The sequence below is a fragment of the Microbispora sp. CL1-1 genome (genome assembly GCF_012034195.1).
In the GTDB taxonomy this organism is placed as follows: domain Bacteria; phylum Actinomycetota; class Actinomycetes; order Streptosporangiales; family Streptosporangiaceae; genus Microbispora.
The window spans coordinates 91,333-109,080 of record NZ_JAATEK010000014.1; the positions used below are offsets into that span (position 1 = coordinate 91,333).

At 71.6% G+C, this 17,748-nt stretch carries 17 protein-coding genes; 9 read left to right on the forward strand and 8 right to left on the reverse strand.

Annotated features, from left to right (window positions below; all coding sequences use genetic code 11):
* Positions 1-102: 102 nt before the first annotated feature.
* The 3 genes from HCK04_RS41240 (at position 103) to HCK04_RS18615 (ending at position 3,403) form a co-directional block, all read left to right on the forward strand.
* Positions 103-1,311, forward strand: coding sequence for an acyl-CoA dehydrogenase family protein (locus tag HCK04_RS41240; RefSeq protein WP_142648614.1), 1,209 nt, complete (start codon positions 103-105; stop codon positions 1,309-1,311).
* Complete coding sequence (locus tag HCK04_RS18610) at positions 1,308-2,051, forward strand: SDR family NAD(P)-dependent oxidoreductase (RefSeq protein WP_185948992.1); 744 nt, start codon at positions 1,308-1,310, stop codon at positions 2,049-2,051. Before HCK04_RS41240 ends, HCK04_RS18610 begins: the two co-directional genes overlap by 4 nt.
* A 194-nt stretch (positions 2,052-2,245) precedes the next feature.
* Positions 2,246-3,403 carry a lactate 2-monooxygenase gene (locus tag HCK04_RS18615; RefSeq protein ID WP_142648616.1) on the forward strand — a complete coding sequence of 386 codons (1,158 nt, stop codon included), beginning with the start codon at positions 2,246-2,248 and terminating at the stop codon, positions 3,401-3,403.
* A gap of 96 nt (positions 3,404-3,499) precedes the next feature.
* On the opposite strand, the gene HCK04_RS44250 is transcribed toward HCK04_RS18615, so the two are convergent.
* From HCK04_RS44250 to HCK04_RS18630, 3 genes are all read right to left on the reverse strand, one after another.
* The gene (locus HCK04_RS44250; protein ID WP_142648617.1) at positions 3,500-4,777 is read right to left on the reverse strand and encodes an MFS transporter; all 1,278 of its coding nucleotides are present in this window, start codon (positions 4,775-4,777) and stop codon (positions 3,500-3,502) included.
* 39 nt (positions 4,778-4,816) lie between these two features.
* Complete coding sequence (locus HCK04_RS18625; protein ID WP_205830425.1) at positions 4,817-5,281, reverse strand: MarR family winged helix-turn-helix transcriptional regulator; 465 nt, start codon at positions 5,279-5,281, stop codon at positions 4,817-4,819.
* A gap of 195 nt (positions 5,282-5,476) precedes the next feature.
* Positions 5,477-6,394, reverse strand: coding sequence for an AraC family transcriptional regulator (locus HCK04_RS18630; RefSeq protein WP_142648618.1), 918 nt, complete (start codon positions 6,392-6,394; stop codon positions 5,477-5,479).
* Positions 6,395-6,537: 143 nt separating this feature from the next.
* Here HCK04_RS18630 and HCK04_RS18635 point away from each other — a divergent pair, with 143 nt between their 5' ends.
* A complete protein-coding gene (locus HCK04_RS18635) occupies positions 6,538-7,551 on the forward strand; it encodes an aldo/keto reductase (protein ID WP_142648619.1) in 1,014 nt (337 codons plus the stop codon).
* A gap of 15 nt (positions 7,552-7,566) precedes the next feature.
* Here the strand turns inward: HCK04_RS18635 and HCK04_RS18640 are convergent, their stop codons facing one another.
* On the reverse strand, positions 7,567-8,592 hold the full coding sequence (locus HCK04_RS18640; protein ID WP_205830426.1) for a LacI family DNA-binding transcriptional regulator: 1,026 nt from the start codon (positions 8,590-8,592) through the stop codon (positions 7,567-7,569).
* Between the two features lie 398 nt (positions 8,593-8,990).
* Between HCK04_RS18640 and HCK04_RS18645 the strand changes: the two genes are divergently transcribed.
* Positions 8,991-10,448 (forward strand): GH1 family beta-glucosidase, encoded by a 1,458-nt coding sequence (locus tag HCK04_RS18645; RefSeq protein ID WP_205830427.1) that lies wholly within the window; start codon positions 8,991-8,993, stop codon positions 10,446-10,448.
* Between the two features lie 127 nt (positions 10,449-10,575).
* Positions 10,576-11,391, forward strand: coding sequence for an SAM-dependent methyltransferase (locus tag HCK04_RS18650; protein WP_205830428.1), 816 nt, complete (start codon positions 10,576-10,578; stop codon positions 11,389-11,391).
* A gap of 58 nt (positions 11,392-11,449) precedes the next feature.
* Here the strand turns inward: HCK04_RS18650 and HCK04_RS18655 are convergent, their stop codons facing one another.
* Both HCK04_RS18655 and HCK04_RS18660 read right to left on the reverse strand, forming a co-directional pair.
* Entirely contained in the window at positions 11,450-12,634 is a 1,185-nt protein-coding gene (locus HCK04_RS18655; protein WP_142648621.1) for a globin domain-containing protein, read from the reverse strand.
* 73 nt (positions 12,635-12,707) lie between these two features.
* Positions 12,708-13,136: an Rrf2 family transcriptional regulator gene (locus tag HCK04_RS18660; RefSeq protein ID WP_142648622.1), complete on the reverse strand. Its 429-nt coding sequence runs from the start codon at positions 13,134-13,136 to the stop codon at positions 12,708-12,710.
* Positions 13,137-13,258: 122 nt separating this feature from the next.
* On the opposite strand from HCK04_RS18660, the gene HCK04_RS18665 reads away from it, so the two are divergent.
* Together HCK04_RS18665 and HCK04_RS18670 are read left to right on the forward strand one after the other, a co-directional pair.
* On the forward strand, positions 13,259-13,819 hold the full coding sequence (locus tag HCK04_RS18665) for a cysteine hydrolase family protein (protein ID WP_142648623.1): 561 nt from the start codon (positions 13,259-13,261) through the stop codon (positions 13,817-13,819).
* Positions 13,820-14,045: 226 nt separating this feature from the next.
* The gene (locus HCK04_RS18670; protein WP_260617324.1) at positions 14,046-14,693 is read left to right on the forward strand and encodes a protein-L-isoaspartate(D-aspartate) O-methyltransferase; all 648 of its coding nucleotides are present in this window, start codon (positions 14,046-14,048) and stop codon (positions 14,691-14,693) included.
* On the opposite strand, the gene HCK04_RS18675 is transcribed toward HCK04_RS18670, so the two are convergent.
* Complete coding sequence (locus HCK04_RS18675; protein ID WP_142648714.1) at positions 14,681-16,282, reverse strand: fatty acyl-CoA synthetase; 1,602 nt, start codon at positions 16,280-16,282, stop codon at positions 14,681-14,683. The genes HCK04_RS18670 and HCK04_RS18675 overlap by 13 nt on opposite strands.
* 321 nt (positions 16,283-16,603) lie before the next feature.
* Between HCK04_RS18675 and HCK04_RS42515 the strand changes: the two genes are divergently transcribed.
* Positions 16,604-17,569, forward strand: a complete 966-nt coding sequence (locus tag HCK04_RS42515; RefSeq protein WP_260617325.1) for an inositol monophosphatase family protein — start codon at positions 16,604-16,606, stop codon at positions 17,567-17,569.
* Positions 17,570-17,583: 14 nt separating this feature from the next.
* On the opposite strand, the gene HCK04_RS18685 is transcribed toward HCK04_RS42515, so the two are convergent.
* Complete coding sequence (locus HCK04_RS18685) at positions 17,584-17,727, reverse strand: hypothetical protein (protein WP_168066047.1); 144 nt, start codon at positions 17,725-17,727, stop codon at positions 17,584-17,586.
* Positions 17,728-17,748 lie beyond the last annotated feature (21 nt).

A 17,748-nucleotide genomic window follows, 5' to 3' on the forward strand; every position in this document is an offset into this window, starting at 1 on the left:
TTGTCGCTCGTGCCTTGTCGCTCCTACGGCTGAAGGATACGGTATTTCAGGCGATCGCATTATTTCGTGATCCAGCCGCATTATCGTGCCCGAGGGAGGGCCATGGCCATCGACTTCACGCTCGCCCCCGAGCACGAGCAGGAGACGGTGATCCCGGCGGTCAAACCGTTCGAGGACTCCGAGGAGAAGGCGCTCACCCGGGACGAATACCTGCGCACGATCTTCGGCCTGCGCCGCCGGGCCAAGGAGGAGGGGCTCTGGCTGCCGCACATGCCCAAGGAGTGGGGCGGCATGGGCCTCGGCCACGTCGAGCTGGCCATGGTGCAGGCCGAGGCGGCCAAGACCAGGCTCGGACCATGGGTGCTCAACTGCGCGGCCCCCGACGAGGGCAACATGCACACGCTGCTCCACTGGGGCACCGACGAGCAGAAGGAGCGCTACCTGCGGCCGCTGCTCGACGGCGTGAAGATGTCGTGCTTCGCGATGACCGAGCCCGAGGTGGCCGGCTCCGATCCCACGCTCATCCGTACGAGCGCCGTGCAGGACGGCGACGAATGGGTGATCAGCGGGCACAAGTGGTTCATCTCCAACGCACGGAGGGCGAGCTTCGCCATCCTGATCGCCAAGACCGAGTTCGACCTGCCGGAGGGCGCGCGGGGCGCCAACACCGCCTTCCTCGTGGACCTGCCGGCCGACGGCTGGAACGACGTACGCGAGATCGAGACCATGCACGGCTCGACCGGCCACAGCGAGATCGTCATCACCGACCTGCGCGTGCCCGGCTCCGCCGTGCTCGGCGGGCGGGGCAACGGCCACCGGCTGGGCCAGTATCGTCTCGGCCCGGCCCGGCTGGCGCACTGCATGCGCTGGATATCACAGGCGGAGACGGCCCTTGACATGATGGTGGGCAGGGCGCTCGACAGGTTCAGCCACGGGTCGCTGCTCGCCGACAAGCAGGGCGTGCAGTGGATGATCGCCGACTCGGCCATGGAGCTCTACCAGTGCAAGCTCATGGTCCTGCACGCCGCCTCGAAGATCGACAAGGGCGAGGACTTCCGTACGGAGGTCTCGATGGCCAAGCACTTCGTGGCGAACAGCCTCAACCGGATCGTCGACCGGGCCGTCCAGGTCCACGGCGCGCTCGGCTACTCGACCGACACCCCGCTGGCGCACATGTTCCAGCACGCCCGATGGGCGCGGTTCGCGGACGGCGCCGACGAGATCCACCAGATGCGCATCGCCGAACGCACCATCGACGCCTATCGGGCCACCGGCACGACCAGGGCCGCCACGGGAGGACTTCCGCTGTGAACACCGACGACATCTCCGGCAAGGTCGCGCTCGTCACCGGGGGCGCGAGCGGCATCGGCGCGGGTGTGGCCCGCCGCCTCGCGGCGTACGGCGCGCACGTGGTGCTGGCGGACGTCGACGCCGAGGCCGGGGCGCGCACCGCCGAGGAGATCGGCGCCGCGTTCGTGCGGACCGACGTGTCGCGGCTTGAGGACAACCAGGCCGCGGTGGCGCTCGCGGTCGAGCGGCACGGCGGGCTCGACCTCGCCTTCCTCAACGCGGGCGTCGCCTCGGGCTGCGGGCTCGGCGAGGACTTCGATCTCGACCGCTACCGGCGCGTGATGGGGATCAACCTCGACGGCGTCGTCTTCGGCGTGCACGCCGCGCTGCCGGCGATGCGGGCCGGGGGCGTGATCGTGGCGACCGCCAGCATGGCGGGGATCGTGGGCATTCCGCAGGACCCCGTCTACGCGGCCAACAAGCACGCGGTCGTCGGGCTCGTCCGCTCGCTCGGCCCGCAGCTCGAACCCCTCGGCATCCGGGTGCAGGGGCTGTGCCCGTCGTTCGCGGACACCGGGATCCTGAGCGGCGACATCAAGGAGCTGCTCGACGAGCTGAAGTTCCCCATCCTCGACGTCGAGACGGTCGTCGACGCGTTCTTCTCGCTGCTGGCGAGCGAGGGCACCGGCGAGTGCTGGTTCGTCGTGCCGGGCCGGGAGAGCCGGCCCTTCCTCTTCCGCCGCGCCCCCGGCCCCCGCTGACCGCCGTCCCCGGCCAGGAGCCGAACCCGCCCGGCGGCGCTGCTCCCACTCAGCGGACACGCTTATCGGCGATCAGCGCTGGTGCGCTCTGACCCCCACCTGGTGCACGGGGCCCGCTGACCGGTTCCCGATAATGTGTTCGCCGGAAGCCGCCGGGGCGACGGCCGGACGGAAGCGGAGCGAGGGCGAACGCGATGAGCTGGGCGGACTTCCAGTACGAGATCTACCTCAACGGCATGACCGGCGCCGTGCCCCGGCTGCCGACCGACCTGACCCGGCTGGAGGAGATGGCCGAGCGGCGGCTCGGGCCCGGCCCGTTCGGCTACGTCGCCGGCAGCGCGGGCAGCGGGCGCACCGAGCGCGCCAACCGCGAGGCGCTCGACCGCTGGCGGATCGTGCCGCGGATGCTCCGCGACGTGCGTGAACGCGACCTGTCGGTGACAGTGCTGGGCAGGAGGCTGCCCGCGCCGCTGGCGCTCGCGCCGATCGGCGTGCTGTCGATCATGCATCCGGAGGCCGAGCGGGCCGCCGCCCGCGCGGCCGCCGCGACGGGCGTGCCCTTCGTCCTGTCGTCGGCCTCCAGCACGCCGATGGAGGACGTCGCGGCGGCCATGGGCGACGGCGAGCGGTGGTTCCAGCTCTATTGGGGCAAGGACCGCGAGGTCACCCTCAGCTTCCTCGCCCGGGCCAAGGCGGCGGGGTTCACCGTGCTGGTCGTCACCCTCGACACGCCGCTGCTGGCCTGGCGGCCCCGCGACCTCGACCAGGCCTACCTGCCGTTCCTGCGCGGCGTCGGCACCGCCAACTACTTCACCGACCCGGCGTTCCAGGCCGGGCTCGCCCGGCCGGTGCACGAGGACCCGAACGCCGCCGTCCTGCACTTCGTGGGGATGTTCGGCGACCCGGGCAAGACCTGGCCGGACCTCGCGCTGCTGCGCGAGCACTGGGACGGCCCGATCGTGCTGAAGGGTGTGCTGCACCCCGACGACGCCCGTCTGGCGGCCGACGCGGGCATGGACGGCGTCGTCGTCTCCAACCACGGAGGACGCCAGGTCAACGGCTCGATCGGGGCGGCCGACGCCCTGCCTGCCGTCGCCGACGCCGTGGCCGACCGGCTCACCGTGCTGTTCGACGGCGGCATCCGCACCGGCGACGACGTCGTCAAGGCGCTCGCCCTCGGCGCGCGGACCGTGCTGCTCGGCCGCCCGTACGCGTACGGGCTGGGCCTGGACGGGCAGGCGGGAGTGGAGCACGTGATCCGTTGCGTGCTGGCGGAGACCGACCTCACGCTGGCGCTTTCCGGCTGCCCTGGGGCCGCCGCGCTCACTCCCGACCTGGTCACGCGGATCTGACCCGGCCCCCAGAACCCCGGAACGTGCCGCCGATTCCGGGGCGGCGAGCCGCAGGGCAGGGCCGGGGGCCGCCGCGCCCGGCCCCCGGCGTCTCGATCAGGTGGCCGAGCCGAGGTCCTCGGCCAGGGCCGCCTCCTCCAGTTCCTCCCGCCGCGCGGCGGCCGGTGCGGCGGCGGCCGCCTCGGCCGCCTGGGCGCGCTCGGCGTCGCCGAGCTGCCGGTGCGCGGTGGCGAGGACGACCACGCTGAGGAGCACGGCCGTCGCCCCCATGTAGAACGGCGCGTGCTGGCTGTCGAAATACTCGGCGAGCTTGCCCGCGACGAAGGGGGCGAGGCCGCCGCCGATGAAGCGGATGAACCCATAGGCCGCGGAGGCGACGGGCCGCTCCACGGGCGAGATGGTCATGACCGCCTGGGTGGTGACCGTGTTGTTGACGCCGATGAAGATCCCGGCGACGATCACGCCGCAGATCACGACGACCCGGTTGCCGGTGAACACCGCCATCACCAGGATGTCGAGGCTGAACAGGATGAGGTTGGCGTACAGCGTGCGGGCGATGCCGAAGCGGGCCTGCAGCCGCGGGGCGGCGAAGACCGAGAAGACCGCGACGAGGATGCCCCAGCCGGTGAAGACGAGGCCGAGCTGGTGCTCGTTCAGCTCCATCGGATAGGGGGCGTAGCCCAGCAGGGTGAAGAAGCCCCAGTTGTAGAGGAGCGCGGTCAGGCCCAGGACGAGCAGGCCGCGGTGGCGCAGCGCCTTGATCGGGGCCGCGACGCTCGTCTTCTTCGCCGGCGTGGGCGTGGGCCGCACCAGGGTGACGGTGGCGATCAGCGCGATCCCCATCAGGACCGCGACGCCGTAGAACGGGCCGCGCCAGCTGATGCCGCCGAGCACGCCGCCCAGCAGGGGCCCGACCGCGATGCCGACGCCGAGCGCGGTCTCGTACAGGATGATCGCCCCGGCGAAGCCGCCGCTGCTCGACGCGACGATGACGGCGAGCGAGGTGGCGATGAACAGGGCGTTGCCGAGGCCCCAGCCGGCGCGGAAACCGACGATGCCGCCGATGCTGCCGGACGTCCCGGCGAGGGCGGCGAACACCACGATCAGGGCGAGGCCCACGATGAGGGTGCGCTTGGCGCCGATGCGGCTGGAGACCCATCCGGTGACCAGCATCGCCACGGCGGTGACGACCAGGTAGCTCGTGAACAGCAGCGACACCTGGGCGGGCGTGGCGTGCAGCTTCACGCTGAGTGCGGGCAGGATCGGGTCCACCAGCCCGATCCCCATGAAGGAGATCACGCAGGCGAAGGCGACGGCCCAGACCGCCTTCGGCTGCTTGAAGGGGTTGGAGACGGGGGCATGAGCAGAGCTCACCGGACCTCCTGGGAGATAGCGAGGGGAGCGCCCTGATCCCTACTCGTCGGCGGTGCTCTCAAGCAGGCGCCGGAGCAGGGGGAGGAACTCGCCGGCGACCCGCGTCAGCTCGCGCAGCTCGCCGGGGGACAGCGTGCCGAGCATCTCGGCGAGCCGCTCTCTGCGCCGGCGGCGCCGCTCGGCCAGCAGCGCCCGGCCGGCGTCGGTCACGCTGACCCGCACCGCGCGGCCGTCGAGGTCGTCGGCCGTCCTGCGCACCAGGCCCTCACGCTCAAGGCGCTGCACGAGCTGGGTCATCGACGGCTGGGTGACGGACTGGCGGGCGGCCAGGACGCTCAGCCGCTCCGGGCCGTAGCGGTCCAGGTGCGACAGGGTCATGGTCGCCGTGAGGCTGAGATCGCTCTGCGTGGACAGCCGCCGTATGGCGAGCACCGCGAGGTCGTCCAGGACGGCCGCGACCGCCTGATGGTCCTCAGGGGTGTCGGCGCTCGGGGTGTCGGACACAGGAGTTCCTCCGGACGGAAGCAAAATTACATAGGAAGCTTATACAACCATCGGGAGCGCGGCGCATCGCCCCCTTGTCCGGGCTTCGGTCGAGCAGCGGCGGGGGGAACCAGTCCCCGACGCTCTTCGGTTCCTCGCCGCTCGGCTCGTACGCGAGATACGCCCTTTGTGTCGTACGACGTACCGGTGGCCGGATCAGGCGGGCTCGTCCATCAGCTCCGGCAGCCTCGGGGCGTCCGGCGCCATGGCGCTCAGCCGCGCGGCGTCCCGGCCGGGGGAGGCCCCGAACACCTTGCGATAGTCCCTGCTGAACTGCGACGCGCTCTCGTAACCGACGAAATAGCCGATCTCCGCCACGTTTCCCGAGCGGGTCATGAGCAGGGTGCGGGCCGCCTGGAGACGGATCTGCTTCTGGAACTGGACCGGTGTCATCGACGTCGCCGCGCGGAAGTGCCGGTGAAAGGACGACGGGCTCATGCCGCACAGCGCCGCCAGGTCCGTGACGGAGAACTGCTCCCGGTAGTGCTCGCGGATCCAGCGGATTCCCCGGGAGATGTGCGCGAGATTGCCGTCGACGAGGCCGATCTGCCGCACGAGCGCGCCCTGGTCGCCGTTGATCAGCCACCAGAGGATCTCGCGGCGATATCCGGGCGCGAGCACGCGCAGGTCGCCGGGCCGGTCCGTGATGCGCAGCAGACGTACGACAGGGTCCAGCAGCTCCGGAGTGGCCTCGCTCACCGCCATGCCGGTGAACGCCGGGGGCCTGCCGGCCGCGCCCGTCTCCAGCAGGAGCGGCGCGATGTCCGAGGGGCGCAAGGACATGCTGAAGACGACGAACGGCCTGTCCGGGGCGGCCTCCAGGGCCTGGCCGATAACCGGGAGGTCCACCGACACGACGAGGTACTGCCCGGCGCGATAGTCGTACGGGACCCCGTTGAGCACCGTGCGTTTGACGCCCTGCGCGACGATCGCGAGGGACGGCGAGGAGAACGTGGCGATCGGCGACGTGGGCCGGTCGAGGGACGCGATGGTCACGCCGTCCGCGATCCCCCGCTGCAGGCCACCGGGGGTGAGGCGCGTGATCAGCCGGCGCATCTCGTCAAGGAGGTCCATGCGCGCCAGTCAACCACCCGGGCCGAGCCGCGAGATTGACAGGATCGTGCAAGGCGGCGCCAGGATCGGGCTCACGCCACGGCGGGCCGGCTTGGTGGGATGAGCAGGTCAGCAGCCCTGCGAATCCGGAAGGCACACACGACATGAAGCGCAGAACTCTCGGCGCCACCGGGATGTCCGTCAGCGACCTCTCCCTCGGCGCGATGATGTTCGGGGCCATGGGCAACCGCGACCACGACGACGCGGTCCGCGTCATCCACCGCGCGCTCGACGCCGGCGTCAACGTCATCGACACCGCCGACGTCTACTCCCAGGGCGAGTGCGAGGAGATCGTCGCCAAGGCGATCAAGGGCCGCCGCGACGACCTCGTCATCGCCACGAAGTTCGGGCTGCCGATGGGGGAGGACCCCAACCGGCGGGGCGGTTCCCGGCGGTGGATCTTCCGTGCGGTCGAGGACAGCCTGCGCCGCCTGGACGTCGATCACATCGACCTCTACCAGATGCACCGCCCCGACCACGAGACGGACGTCGCCGAGACGCTGTCGGCCCTGACCGACCTCGTCCGCGCCGGGAAGATCCGGGCGTTCGGCTCCTCCATGTTCCCGGCGGAGCTGGTCGTGGAGGCGCAGTGGGCGGCGCAGCGCACGGGGAGCCACCGGTTCCTGACCGAGCAGTCCATGTATTCGGTGTTCACCCGCAGGCCGGAGGGCGCGGTGTTCCCGACCGCCCAGCGCCACGGGCTCGGCGTCCTCGCCTTCAGCCCTCTCAACGGCGGCTGGCTCTCCGGCCGGGCCGACCTCACGACCGGCCACCGGGCCTCGTCGCGGCCCTCGCACTACGACCCGACGACGCCGACCGGCAAGCTCAAGACCGCCGCGCTCGCCGAGCTCGCCGCTCTGGCCGACGAGGCCGGGCTGACGCTGCCGCAGCTCGCGATCGCCTTCGCCCGCTCGCACCCGGCCGTCACGTCCGTGCTGATCGGGCCGCGCACCGCCGACCAGCTCGACGGGCTCCTGCCCGGCGCCGACGTGGACCTGACCGACGACATCCTCGACCGCATCGACGCCATCGTGCCGCCGGGAGTGGACCTCAATCCCGAGGACAACTACGCCGCCACGCCGCCCGCGCTGCAGGACGCCCGGCTTCGCCGCCGGTGAGCTCTTGGGCCTCCGTCAGAGCGGGGGCGTGCTGGAGCCGCGGACGACGAGCGTCGTCGGCAGGATCCGGGGCGGCGGGGTCTCCGCGCCGTTGATCATGGAGACCACCGCCTCCGCGGCGGCCGTGCCGAACCCGGCCTTGTCCTGGGCGATCGTCGTCAGGCCCGGCGGCACGAGCGCGGCCACCTCGATATCGTCGAACCCGACCAGGGCGATGTCCTCGGGCACCTTCAGACCGGCCTCGCCGATCGCGCGCAGCGCGCCGACGGCCATCTCGTCGCCCGCGACGAACACGGCGTCGGGCCGCTCGTCCGCCTCAAGCAGGCGGCGCATCGCGACGTGGCCGCCCGACAGGTAGAAGTCACCCTCCACGACGAAATCGGGCCGCTGCGGCAACCCCAGCCGGGACAGCTCCTCCTGGTAGCCCCGCAGCCGCTCGGCGCCCGGCCGCGTGTGCGCCGGGCCGGTGATCGTGGCGATGGCCCGCCGTCCCTGCTCGTGCAGGTGCCGTACGGCCAGGCGGGCGCCGCCCGCGTTGTCCGAGGTCACATAGGTGGCGCGGGACCCCTCGACGGGACGGTCGAGGCTGACGCAGGGGACGCCCGATTCGGACAGCCGCCGCAGGGAGGGATCCCAGGTGCCGCTGTCGATCATCACGACGCCGTCGAGGTTGTGCCTGCGCACGGCGCGCACGTAGGCGTCCTCCGTCCGCTCCCCGCCCATGTCGCCGCTGGTGGCGAGCATGAGAAGGTGATATCCGCGCCCGCTGAGCGCCGTCTTCAGGCCGATGAGGATTTCCTGGAAGAACGGATGCCGCCAGCCGGGCCGGCGGTGGTCGGTGTCCCACACCAGGCCCACCATGAAGGATTTCTTGGTGGCCAGGGTGCGGGCGGACTCGTTGGGTAGATAGCCGATTTGGCGGGCCGTCCGCAGCACCTGCTCCCTGGTCTTCGCGTTCACCACCTCGGGGTTGTTGAACACGCGGGAGACGGTCGCGGGAGACACGCCGCACAGGCGCGCAAGCTCTCTGATCGTTGCCACGGACCAAACGCTATCGCATCTCGCTGTAACCGGTTTCATGCAACCGGTTTCCCCAAAAATAGGCAACCGAGGTGAGCGCGTCAACCAGTAAGCGGAATTTCCGCTCGTCACGATTTCGTGACTTGACAACCTCCCGCCTTCTTATGTTCTGATGGCGGACATCGGCCGGCTTTTTCGTTGCCACGGGTCCGGCCGCTTTCGCGTCTCGCAGCCGCTTCCCTATCTCCTGTGAGGGAGTTCAGGTGTCCGCTGCGGAACTCCGTCTGCCCGCGTATGTGCCCGCCGTACGGCTTGGCGGGTCCCGCGGCCTTCGGGGGAACGGTCCATTCGCCCGCACGGCAGACCGCCGTGCCCGGGCTGTTCACCGAAGCGGGCACGGAACCTGGAGCGAACAGGGAATGACGGCGACCGACGCACGCCTCGCCATGCCGCGGACCTTTCCCGCCGGCTTCGTGTGGGGCACGGCCACCGCGGCGTACCAGATAGAGGGGGCCGTCGACACCGACGGCCGGGGGCCTTCGATCTGGGACACCTTCTGCCGGGTGCCCGGCGCGGTGGCACGGGGCGAGTCGGGTGAGTTCGCCTGCGACCACTATCACCGCTGGCAAGAGGATGTCGATCTCATGAAAGATCTGGGGGCGGGGGCCTACCGATTCTCCGTCGCCTGGCCGCGCGTCCTGCCCGACGGCCGGGGACCGGTGAACCGGCGAGGGCTCGACTTCTACCGGCGGCTCGTCGACGCCCTTCGCGAGGGCGAGATCGAGCCGTATGTGACCCTCTACCACTGGGACCTGCCGCAGGCGCTGGAAGACCGCGGGGGCTGGCGGGTCCGCGACACCGCCGAACGCTTCGCCGACTACGCCGAGGTGATGTACGACGCGCTCGGCGACTCGGTCTCGAACTGGATCACGCTCAACGAGCCCTACTGCTCGTCCATCGTCGGCTACGGCGAGGGCCGGCACGCGCCGGGCGCCAAGGAGGGGCACGGCGCGCTGGCCGCGGCCCACCACCTGCTGCTCGGCCACGGCCTGGCGGTCGCGCGCCTGCGGGAGATGGCCAGGCCCGGTCAGCAGATCGGGGTGACGCTCAACATGTCGCCGACCGTCCCGGCGACCTCCTCGCCGCAGGACGTGCAGGCCGCGCGGCGGATGGACCTGCTGGTCAACCGGCAGTTCACCGAGCCGCTGTTCGGCGGGGCCTACGCCGCCGACATGGCGGAGACGTTCGGCCGGATCACCGACTTCTCCTTCCGCCGGGACGGCGACCTGGACGTCATCGGCACGCCGGTGGACTTCCTCGGCGTGAACTACTACTACCGGCTGCACGTGGAGGCCGCGCCGTACGCGGAGGCCGACCCCGCCAAGCGCTCGGCGTTCGACCTGGGCGTGCGCACCGTCACGCCGGAGGACGCGCGCACCAGCGGGCTCGGCTGGGTGGTCGAGCCCGAGGGGCTGTACGAGACCCTCGTGGGGCTGACCTCCCGTTATCCGGACCTGCCGCCCGTCTACATCACCGAGAACGGGTACGGCGACGACGGCGTGATCGACGACAGCGGGCGCATCGACTACCTGCGCGACCACCTGACCGCGACCCGCGACGCGATGGAGGCCGGCGCCGACGTGCGGGGCTACTTCTGCTGGTCGCTGATGGACAACTTCGAGTGGGCCCGGGGCTACTCCGCCAGGTTCGGCCTGGTGCACGTGGACTACGACACTCAGGTGCGCACGCCCAAGGCCAGCTTCCACTGGATGCGCGACTTCATCGCCGACCCGGTCGTCACCGGTCCCGTCATGACGAGTCCGGTCGACATCCTGGTCGCCGGAACCCCTGGGGGTGAGCGCCCGGCGGGGGACTGAGGGGGCCCGCCGTGCTGTGGGGGTTGACCGGCCGCGTCCGGGCGTGCCGGTCAACTCCCCTTTTGGCGCGCCTAATTCCGACGTATCGGATATCTTTGATCAACGTACGCGCGCATCAGGGGCAGGGATGAACATGGAGCAGGGCCCGCCGGGCATCGACGTGACCGTCCCCAGTGTCGCCCGGATCTACGACTACCTCCTCGGCGGCAAGGACAACTTCGCCGTCGACCGGGCGGCGGCCGAGAAGCTCATCGAGCTGACCCCGAACGCGCGCGAAGGCGTGCGGACCAACAGGCGCTTCATCCGCCGGGCCGTGACCCTCATGGCGCGGGAGGGCATCCGCCAGTTCCTCGACATCGGCGCCGGGCTGCCGACGCAGGAGAACGTCCACCAGGTCGCGCTCCGCGAGGCCCCCGACGCGCGGGTGGTCTACGTCGACAACGACCCGATCGTGCTCGCCCACGGCCGGGCCCTGCTGGCCGACAACGACCAGACGATCGTCGTGGACGGCGACCTGCGCGAGCCCGAGGCCATCCTCGGCGACCCCCGGATCAACGAGCACATCGACTTCGGCCGGCCGGTGGGCCTGCTCATGGTGGCCGTGCTGCACTTCGTCCCGGACAACGACGACGCCGAGCGCATCGTCGCCACGCTCCGCGACCGGCTCGCCCCCGGCAGTGCGATGGCCATCAGCCACCTGTCGTACGGGGACCTCGACGAGGAGAAGATCCGCGAGGGACGCGAGCTGTACAAGAACACCTCCGCCGGTGCGGTCACCCCGCGCACCCACGCCGAACTGCTGCGGTTCTTCGACGGGTTCGACCTGGCGGAGCCGGGCCTGGTCCTGACCGAGGAGTGGCGGCCCGAGCCCGACGAGCCGAAGCTGCCGAGGATCCCGGGCGTGGACGGCTACGCCGGCGTCGGCCTGCTGCGCTCCCGATAGGGCCCGGTGCGAGGGCCGGTGAGAGGGCCCGCCGCGGCCGGGCGGCGGGCCGCCGGGGTCACGCGGCCGCGATCCACAGGTCGGGGCCGAACACCTCGTAGTGGATGCGGGAGGCGGGCACGCCCCGCTCGACCAGCTGCGCGCGTACGGCCCGCATGAACGGCAGCGGCCCGCACAGGCAGGCGACGACGTCGCCGGGCAGCTCGACCGCCGAAAGGTCGGCCAGTCCCGCCGCGACCGCCGGGTCGCCCACGTGGCCGTCCGGCAGCTCCTCGTACCACCGGTGGAGGGTGGCGCCGGGCAGGGCCGCGACCAGCTCCGCGAGCTCCTCGCGGTGGACGTGCGCGTCCGGCGAGCGGTCGGCGTGCACGACCAGCACCCGCCGCTCCGACCCGGTGGCGGCCAGGTGGTCGAGCATCGCCAGGATGGGCGTGACCCCGATCCCGGCCGAGGCGAGCAGCAGCGGGCCGTCGCCCTCGGGCAGGGTCAGGTCGCCGAAGGGCGCGGAGACCGAGAGCACGTCACCGGCCCGGATGTGTTCGTGCAGCCAGGAGGAGACCTCGCCCTCGGGCGTGCCCTCGCCGCGCACCCGCTTGACCGTGATCCGCCAGTCGCCGCGCTCCGGGGCGCTCGACAGGCTGTACTGCCGGATCTGCCGCGCGCCGTCGGGCAGCGTCACCCGGACGCTGACGTACTGGCCCGGCCGGAAGGACATGGGCAGGTCGGGGCGCAGGACGAAGGAGGCCGCGTCGGCCGTCTCGTCGCGCCGCTCGACCACCGTGGCGCGGGTCCAGCCCCGGCCCGCCTCGCGGTAGAGACCGCGCTCCAGACCGATCAGCGTCTCGGCCATGAGCCAGTAGACCTCGTCCCAGGCCTGCGCGACCTCGGGCGTCACGGTGTCGCCCAGCACCTCGACGATCGCGCCGAACAGGTACTTGTGCACCACGGCGTACTGCTCCTCGGTGACGCCGAGGGAGGCGTGCTTGTTGGCGATCCTCGACAGCATCGTGCGGGGCGGCTCTCCGGGATGCTCCACCAGCGCGGACGCGAACGCGGCGATCGAGCCCGCCAGCGCGACGCGCTGCTCGCCGTTGGCCTGGTTGCCGCGGTTGAACAGGTCGCGCAGCAGCTCGGGGTTGTCGGCGAACATCGTGTCGTAGAAACGGGCGGTGATGTCCTGGATCGCGCCCGCGATCACGGGCAGGGTGGCGCGGACGGTCGCGGCCGACTCCGGGGAGAGCATGACATCCTCCAAATTGGTATGAGAGATGCAAATTTAACGCCATGAATCTGCACGCTCTTTGCGTTGACGCAGGTCAGGAGAGACTGAGCAGCACCGGCCTCGACGTGGAGGAGGCCAGCTGATCCACCGTGATGGGATCGAGGGAGGCGTAGAAGGCCTGCTGCGCCGCACGCAGCGCCCCGCGCAGGCTACAGGCGGCCCGCAGCGGACAGGGGGTCTCCCCCTCGCAGGTGACGACCTCCTCCTCTCCCTCCAGTTCGCGGACCAGCCAGCCGATCGAGGCCGTGTGGCCGAACTCGGTCAGCTCCAGGCCGCCCCCGCGTCCCCGGCGGGCCTCCACGACGCCGAGGTGCTGCAGGCGGGCGATGGCCTTGGCGGTGTGGTTGTAGGGGATGCGCATCGCGTCTGCCACCTGGCGGGTGGTGAGCGATGCCCCCGGTTCCAGGACGGCCAGGCGCATGGTCACGCGCAGGGCCAGGTCCGTGAACTTCGTCAACCTCACGCCTTCGACGCTAGCAAATCGGTATGTAGCACTCCAATTTGGGGTGCTTTGTACGCGGGCGGAATGTCGGTGGCCGGTTCTAGGGTGGGAGGCACGAGGTCCGAGACGAGACGGGAACCCCCATGACGACTCTTGCCGATCGCCCGAACACCGCGCTGCTGGTCATCGACGTGCAGAACGGCGTGGTGGCGGGCGCCCCCAACCGCGACACGGTGATCGCCAACATCGACACCCTCGTGGGCAAGGCACGCGCCGAGGACGTGCCGGTGATCTGGGTGCAGCACTCCAACGACCACGATCTCCAGCAGGGCAGCGACAACTGGCAGTATGTGCCCGAGCTGGTCCGCCGCGACGAGGAGCCGCTCGTCCACAAGAGGTACGGCGACTCGTTCGAGGACACCGGCCTTGAGGCGCTGCTCGCCGAGCACGGGGTGGGCCGTGTCGTCGTCACGGGCGCCCAGACCGACGCGTGCATCCGCTCGACCCTCCACGGGGCGTTCGTCCGGGGATACGACGTGACGCTGGTCGGCGACGCGCACACCACCGAGGACCTCACCGCCTACGGCGCGCCGTCCACCGAGCAGGTGATCGCGCACACGAACCTCTACTGGCAGTGGCAGAGCGCCCCCGGCCGCCGCGCCGGGACGGTCCCCACGGCGGAGGTGACCTTCACCGCCGGCTGAGCCCGGGAGACCGGATCGGCCGCACACGGCCCCGATGCCGTCGAGGCGCGGGCCGTGCCGGCCTGACGCGGCCCGGGAGGGCATGGCGTTGCCGGTCGTGTCCGGTTCGCGGTCGTCGGCGTCCGGGCGTGCTTGGTGCCCTCGGATTCCGGCGCGGCTGAGGGGGCATCACCGGGGATGAGCGGGCCGCGGAGGAGGGTGCGGCTCATCGCCGAACGTGAGCGTGGTGGACGTGACCGCAACCGCCTGTCCCGAAGACCTCGTCCGGGCCGTCCGGGCGGTGGGCGTGCGCGACGAGCGCCTGCTCCAGGCCGTGCGCTCGACCCCGAGAGCCGGTTTCGTCCCCCCGGCATACGCCGCCCACGCGTACGAGGACGTGCCGATCCCCATCGCGCACGGGCAGGTGACCACCCAGCCATCGCTGTCGGCCACGATGATCGAGGGGCTCGCGCTCACCGGCCGGGAGCACGTGCTGGAGGTCGGCACCGGTCTCGGCTACCAGACCGCGCTGCTGGCCCGCATGGCCGCCGACGTGGTCAGCGTCGAGTTGTGGCCCGACCTCGTGCGCGCGGCGCGCCGAAACCTCGCCCGGCAGGGCATACGCAACGCGCAGGTGCTCGTCGGCGACGGCAGCAGGGGGGTGCCCGAGCACGCCCCGTACGACACCGTCATCGTCTCGGCCGCCTTTCCCACGGTCCCCACGCCGCTGGTGGAGCAGTTGCGGCTCGGCGGACGCCTGGTGCAGCCCATCGGTTCGGGCGGCCGGGAGGAGGTCGTGCTGTTCGAGCGCACGGTCATCGGCCTCGAACCGCTGCGGGTGCTCACGCTGGCCCGCTTCGTCCGCCTCCACGGCCGTCACGGCTACCCTTCCTGACCGCCCGGAAGCCGCAGGCCGGGGATGCGGTCGGCGAGGGCGGCGTGGCGCTCCCTGAGCTCACGCTTGAGGATCTTGCCGCTCGGGTTCTTCGGCAGCGCGTCCACGAACGCGACGGCCTTGGGCACCTTGAACGCGGCCAGCCGCGCCCGGACGTGGGCCCGCAGCTCCTCCTCGGTGACGGTCACGCCCGGCTTGGTCACCACGATCGCGACGACCGCCTCGATCCAGCTCGGGTGGCGGACCCCGACTACGGCCACCTCGGCGACCGCCGGGTGCTCGTAGACGACCTCCTCGACCTCGCGGCTGGCGACGTTCTCCCCGCCGGTCTTGATCATGTCCTTGATCCGGTCGACGACCGTGAGGTAGCCCTCCTCGTCCATCACCCCGAGGTCGCCCGAGTGGAACCAGCCGCCGCGGAACGCCTCGGCGGTCTTCTCGGGGTCGTCCAGGTAGCCGAGGATCGCGTGCGGGCTGCGGTGCACGATCTCCCCGATCTCCCCGGGAGGGACGTCGTTGCCGTCGGCGTCCACGACCCGCGTCTCGACGTTCAGCGCGGCCTGGCCGGCCGAGCCCGCCTTGCGGATCTGGTCCTCCGGCTGGAGCATCACCGCGACCGGCGCCATCTCGGTCTGGCCGTAGAAGTTCCACAGGCGCACGTCCGGCAGCCGCTCGCCGATCTCCCGCAGCACCTCGACCGGCATGATCGCCGCGCCGTAGTAGCCCTTGCGCAGGGAGGACAGGTCGCGCCGGTCGAAGTCCGGGTGGCGCAGCAGCGAGATCCACACCGTGGGCGGCGCGAAGAACTTGGTCACGCCGTGGCGCTCGATCGCCTCCAGCACGGCGGCCGGATCGGCCCCGGGAAGGATGTGGCTGGACGCGCCGAGCTGGATGTCCGGCACCAGGAAGCAGTGCTGCTGGGCGCAGTGGAACAGCGGCATCGCGTGCAGTTCGACGTCGTCGCGGGTCATGCCGCCGTCGATGACGCAGCTCGCATACTGGGCGATCAGCGCGGCGTGGGACAGCACGGCGCCCTTCGGGCGCGACTCCGTGCCCGAGGTGTAGAGGATCTGCGCGGGGTCGTCGGGCCCGATCGGCACGACCGGCTCGGCCACGTCTTCGGCGAGCAGCGCGTCGAACGGCTCCCAGCCCTCGTCCGGCGTGCCGTAGACCATGCGCAGGCGCAGCCCGTCGGCCTGCTTGGCCGCGTCTCGCGCCACCGGCAGCAGCGCGTCCTGCGCGATCAGCGCGACCGCGCCGGAGTGGGACAGGACGTAGGCGATCTCGTCGGCTCCCAGCATGAAGTTGACCGGCACGAGAACGGCCCCGGCGCGGGCCACGCCGAAGATGGTCCGCACGTAGTCCACGCTGTTGCGCGACAGCACCGCCACGCGGTCCCCGGGACGTACGCCCCGGGCGGTCAACGCGCCCGCCACCCGCGTCACGTCCTCGTCGAGCTCCGCGTACGTGCGCGCCTGGGCGGCGTCCGCCACGGCCAGCCGGGCGGGATGCCGCCGGGCGGAGCGCCGGAGCAGGTCCGCGAGCGACTGACGGCGGGCGAGGGCGACATCCGGCGAGGCGGGGGACATGAGCGGCTCCAGCACCAGAACAGAGGAAACTTCTGGATCAGCCTAGTGAGAACCATTCGCCTTGGGGAGATCCCCGCCCAGTGAGGGCGCGTCTGACGAATGCCGCCCGTCGCGAGCCGAGATTCGGGTAGACGCGTCCCAAGGCCGAGAAGGAGCCCATAGGCGGAGCCATGGACGATGACGCCCAGCCTACGGTCGTGACTGGTGAGAGGCGGCCCTGCCGTGTGACGGCGCTGGTCGGCGGCGCCGAGTCCCAGAGGCGTGGTCGGTGAGACGCCGCCCGTGCCGCAGGCCGGTGCCGGGAGTGGTAGTCCTGTCCTCGTGCCGATCACAGACGAGGAGCTGGCCCTGGCGGCGGCGCGAGCCGGAGCCGCCGTCGTGCGCGCCATGTGGGGGACGTCGCTGACGCGCTTCGCGAAATCGGCGGACGACTTCGCCACGGTCGCCGACATCGAAGCGGAGAAGGCCATCCTCGGCGTCATCCGCGAGGCTCGCCCGGACGACGCCGTGACGGGCGAGGAGAGCGGCCGCACCGGGCGGGACGGCGCGGAGCGCGAGTGGCTGGTCGATCCCCTGTGCGGCACGTTGAACTACGCCGCGCGCACCATGCTCGTCGCGGTGAACGTCGCCCTGCGGACGGGCTCCGCCGTCACGGCGGCGGCCTGCGCCGACCCCTTCGCCGGCGAGGTGTTCTGGACGGACGGCGCGCACGCGTACGTCCGCCGCGACGCCGGAGACACCCGCGACGCCCAGGACGGCCAGGACCCGAGGGGCGCCCGGGGCGTCAAGGACGCCGACGGCGCTTGGGATGGCGGAGATGGCGAGGTCGCGAGGGGCGCCCGGGACGGTGGCGACGGCGCGGATGCCGAAGGCGCTGGGGAGGTCAGGGAGGCTCAGGGCACCGGGGATGAGCGGCTCGTGCCGTCGGCCGAGTCGCGGCTGGTGGACGTCAACCTCGACCCGCCGTTCCCGAACGCGCCGGCCTTCCGGGCCGCCGCGCTCCTCGCCGACCCGGGGTTCGCCGAGCGCTTCCGCCCGCGGGTCGTCTCCACCACTCTGGCGGTGGCGTGGGTCGCCGCCGGCCGGCGCGCCGCGTACGTCACCGACGGCCACCTGCGCGACAGCGTGCACTTCGCGGGCGGGATCGCGCTGTGCCAGGCCGCCGGTTGCGTGGTGACCGGCATCCACGGCGAGCCGCTGCACACCGGTGCGGGCGGGCTCGTCGTGGCGGCCGACCGGGAGACGCACCGCGCGTTGCTGGAGATCATCGCCCGCGCCGGGCGGTGAGCATGGTCAGGGGGTCAGATGTTCTCGGGCTCGCCCTCGTCGACCTGGAAGAAGGTCTCCCAGGAGGCGCCGCAGTGGCAGCTTGTCCGCTCCAGTAGCTGACCGTCCTCGGTGACTGCGTAACCGTCGTTGAGGCGGACGTGGACGTGCACGCTCATGGGAGTCGCCTTCGTGGTCGT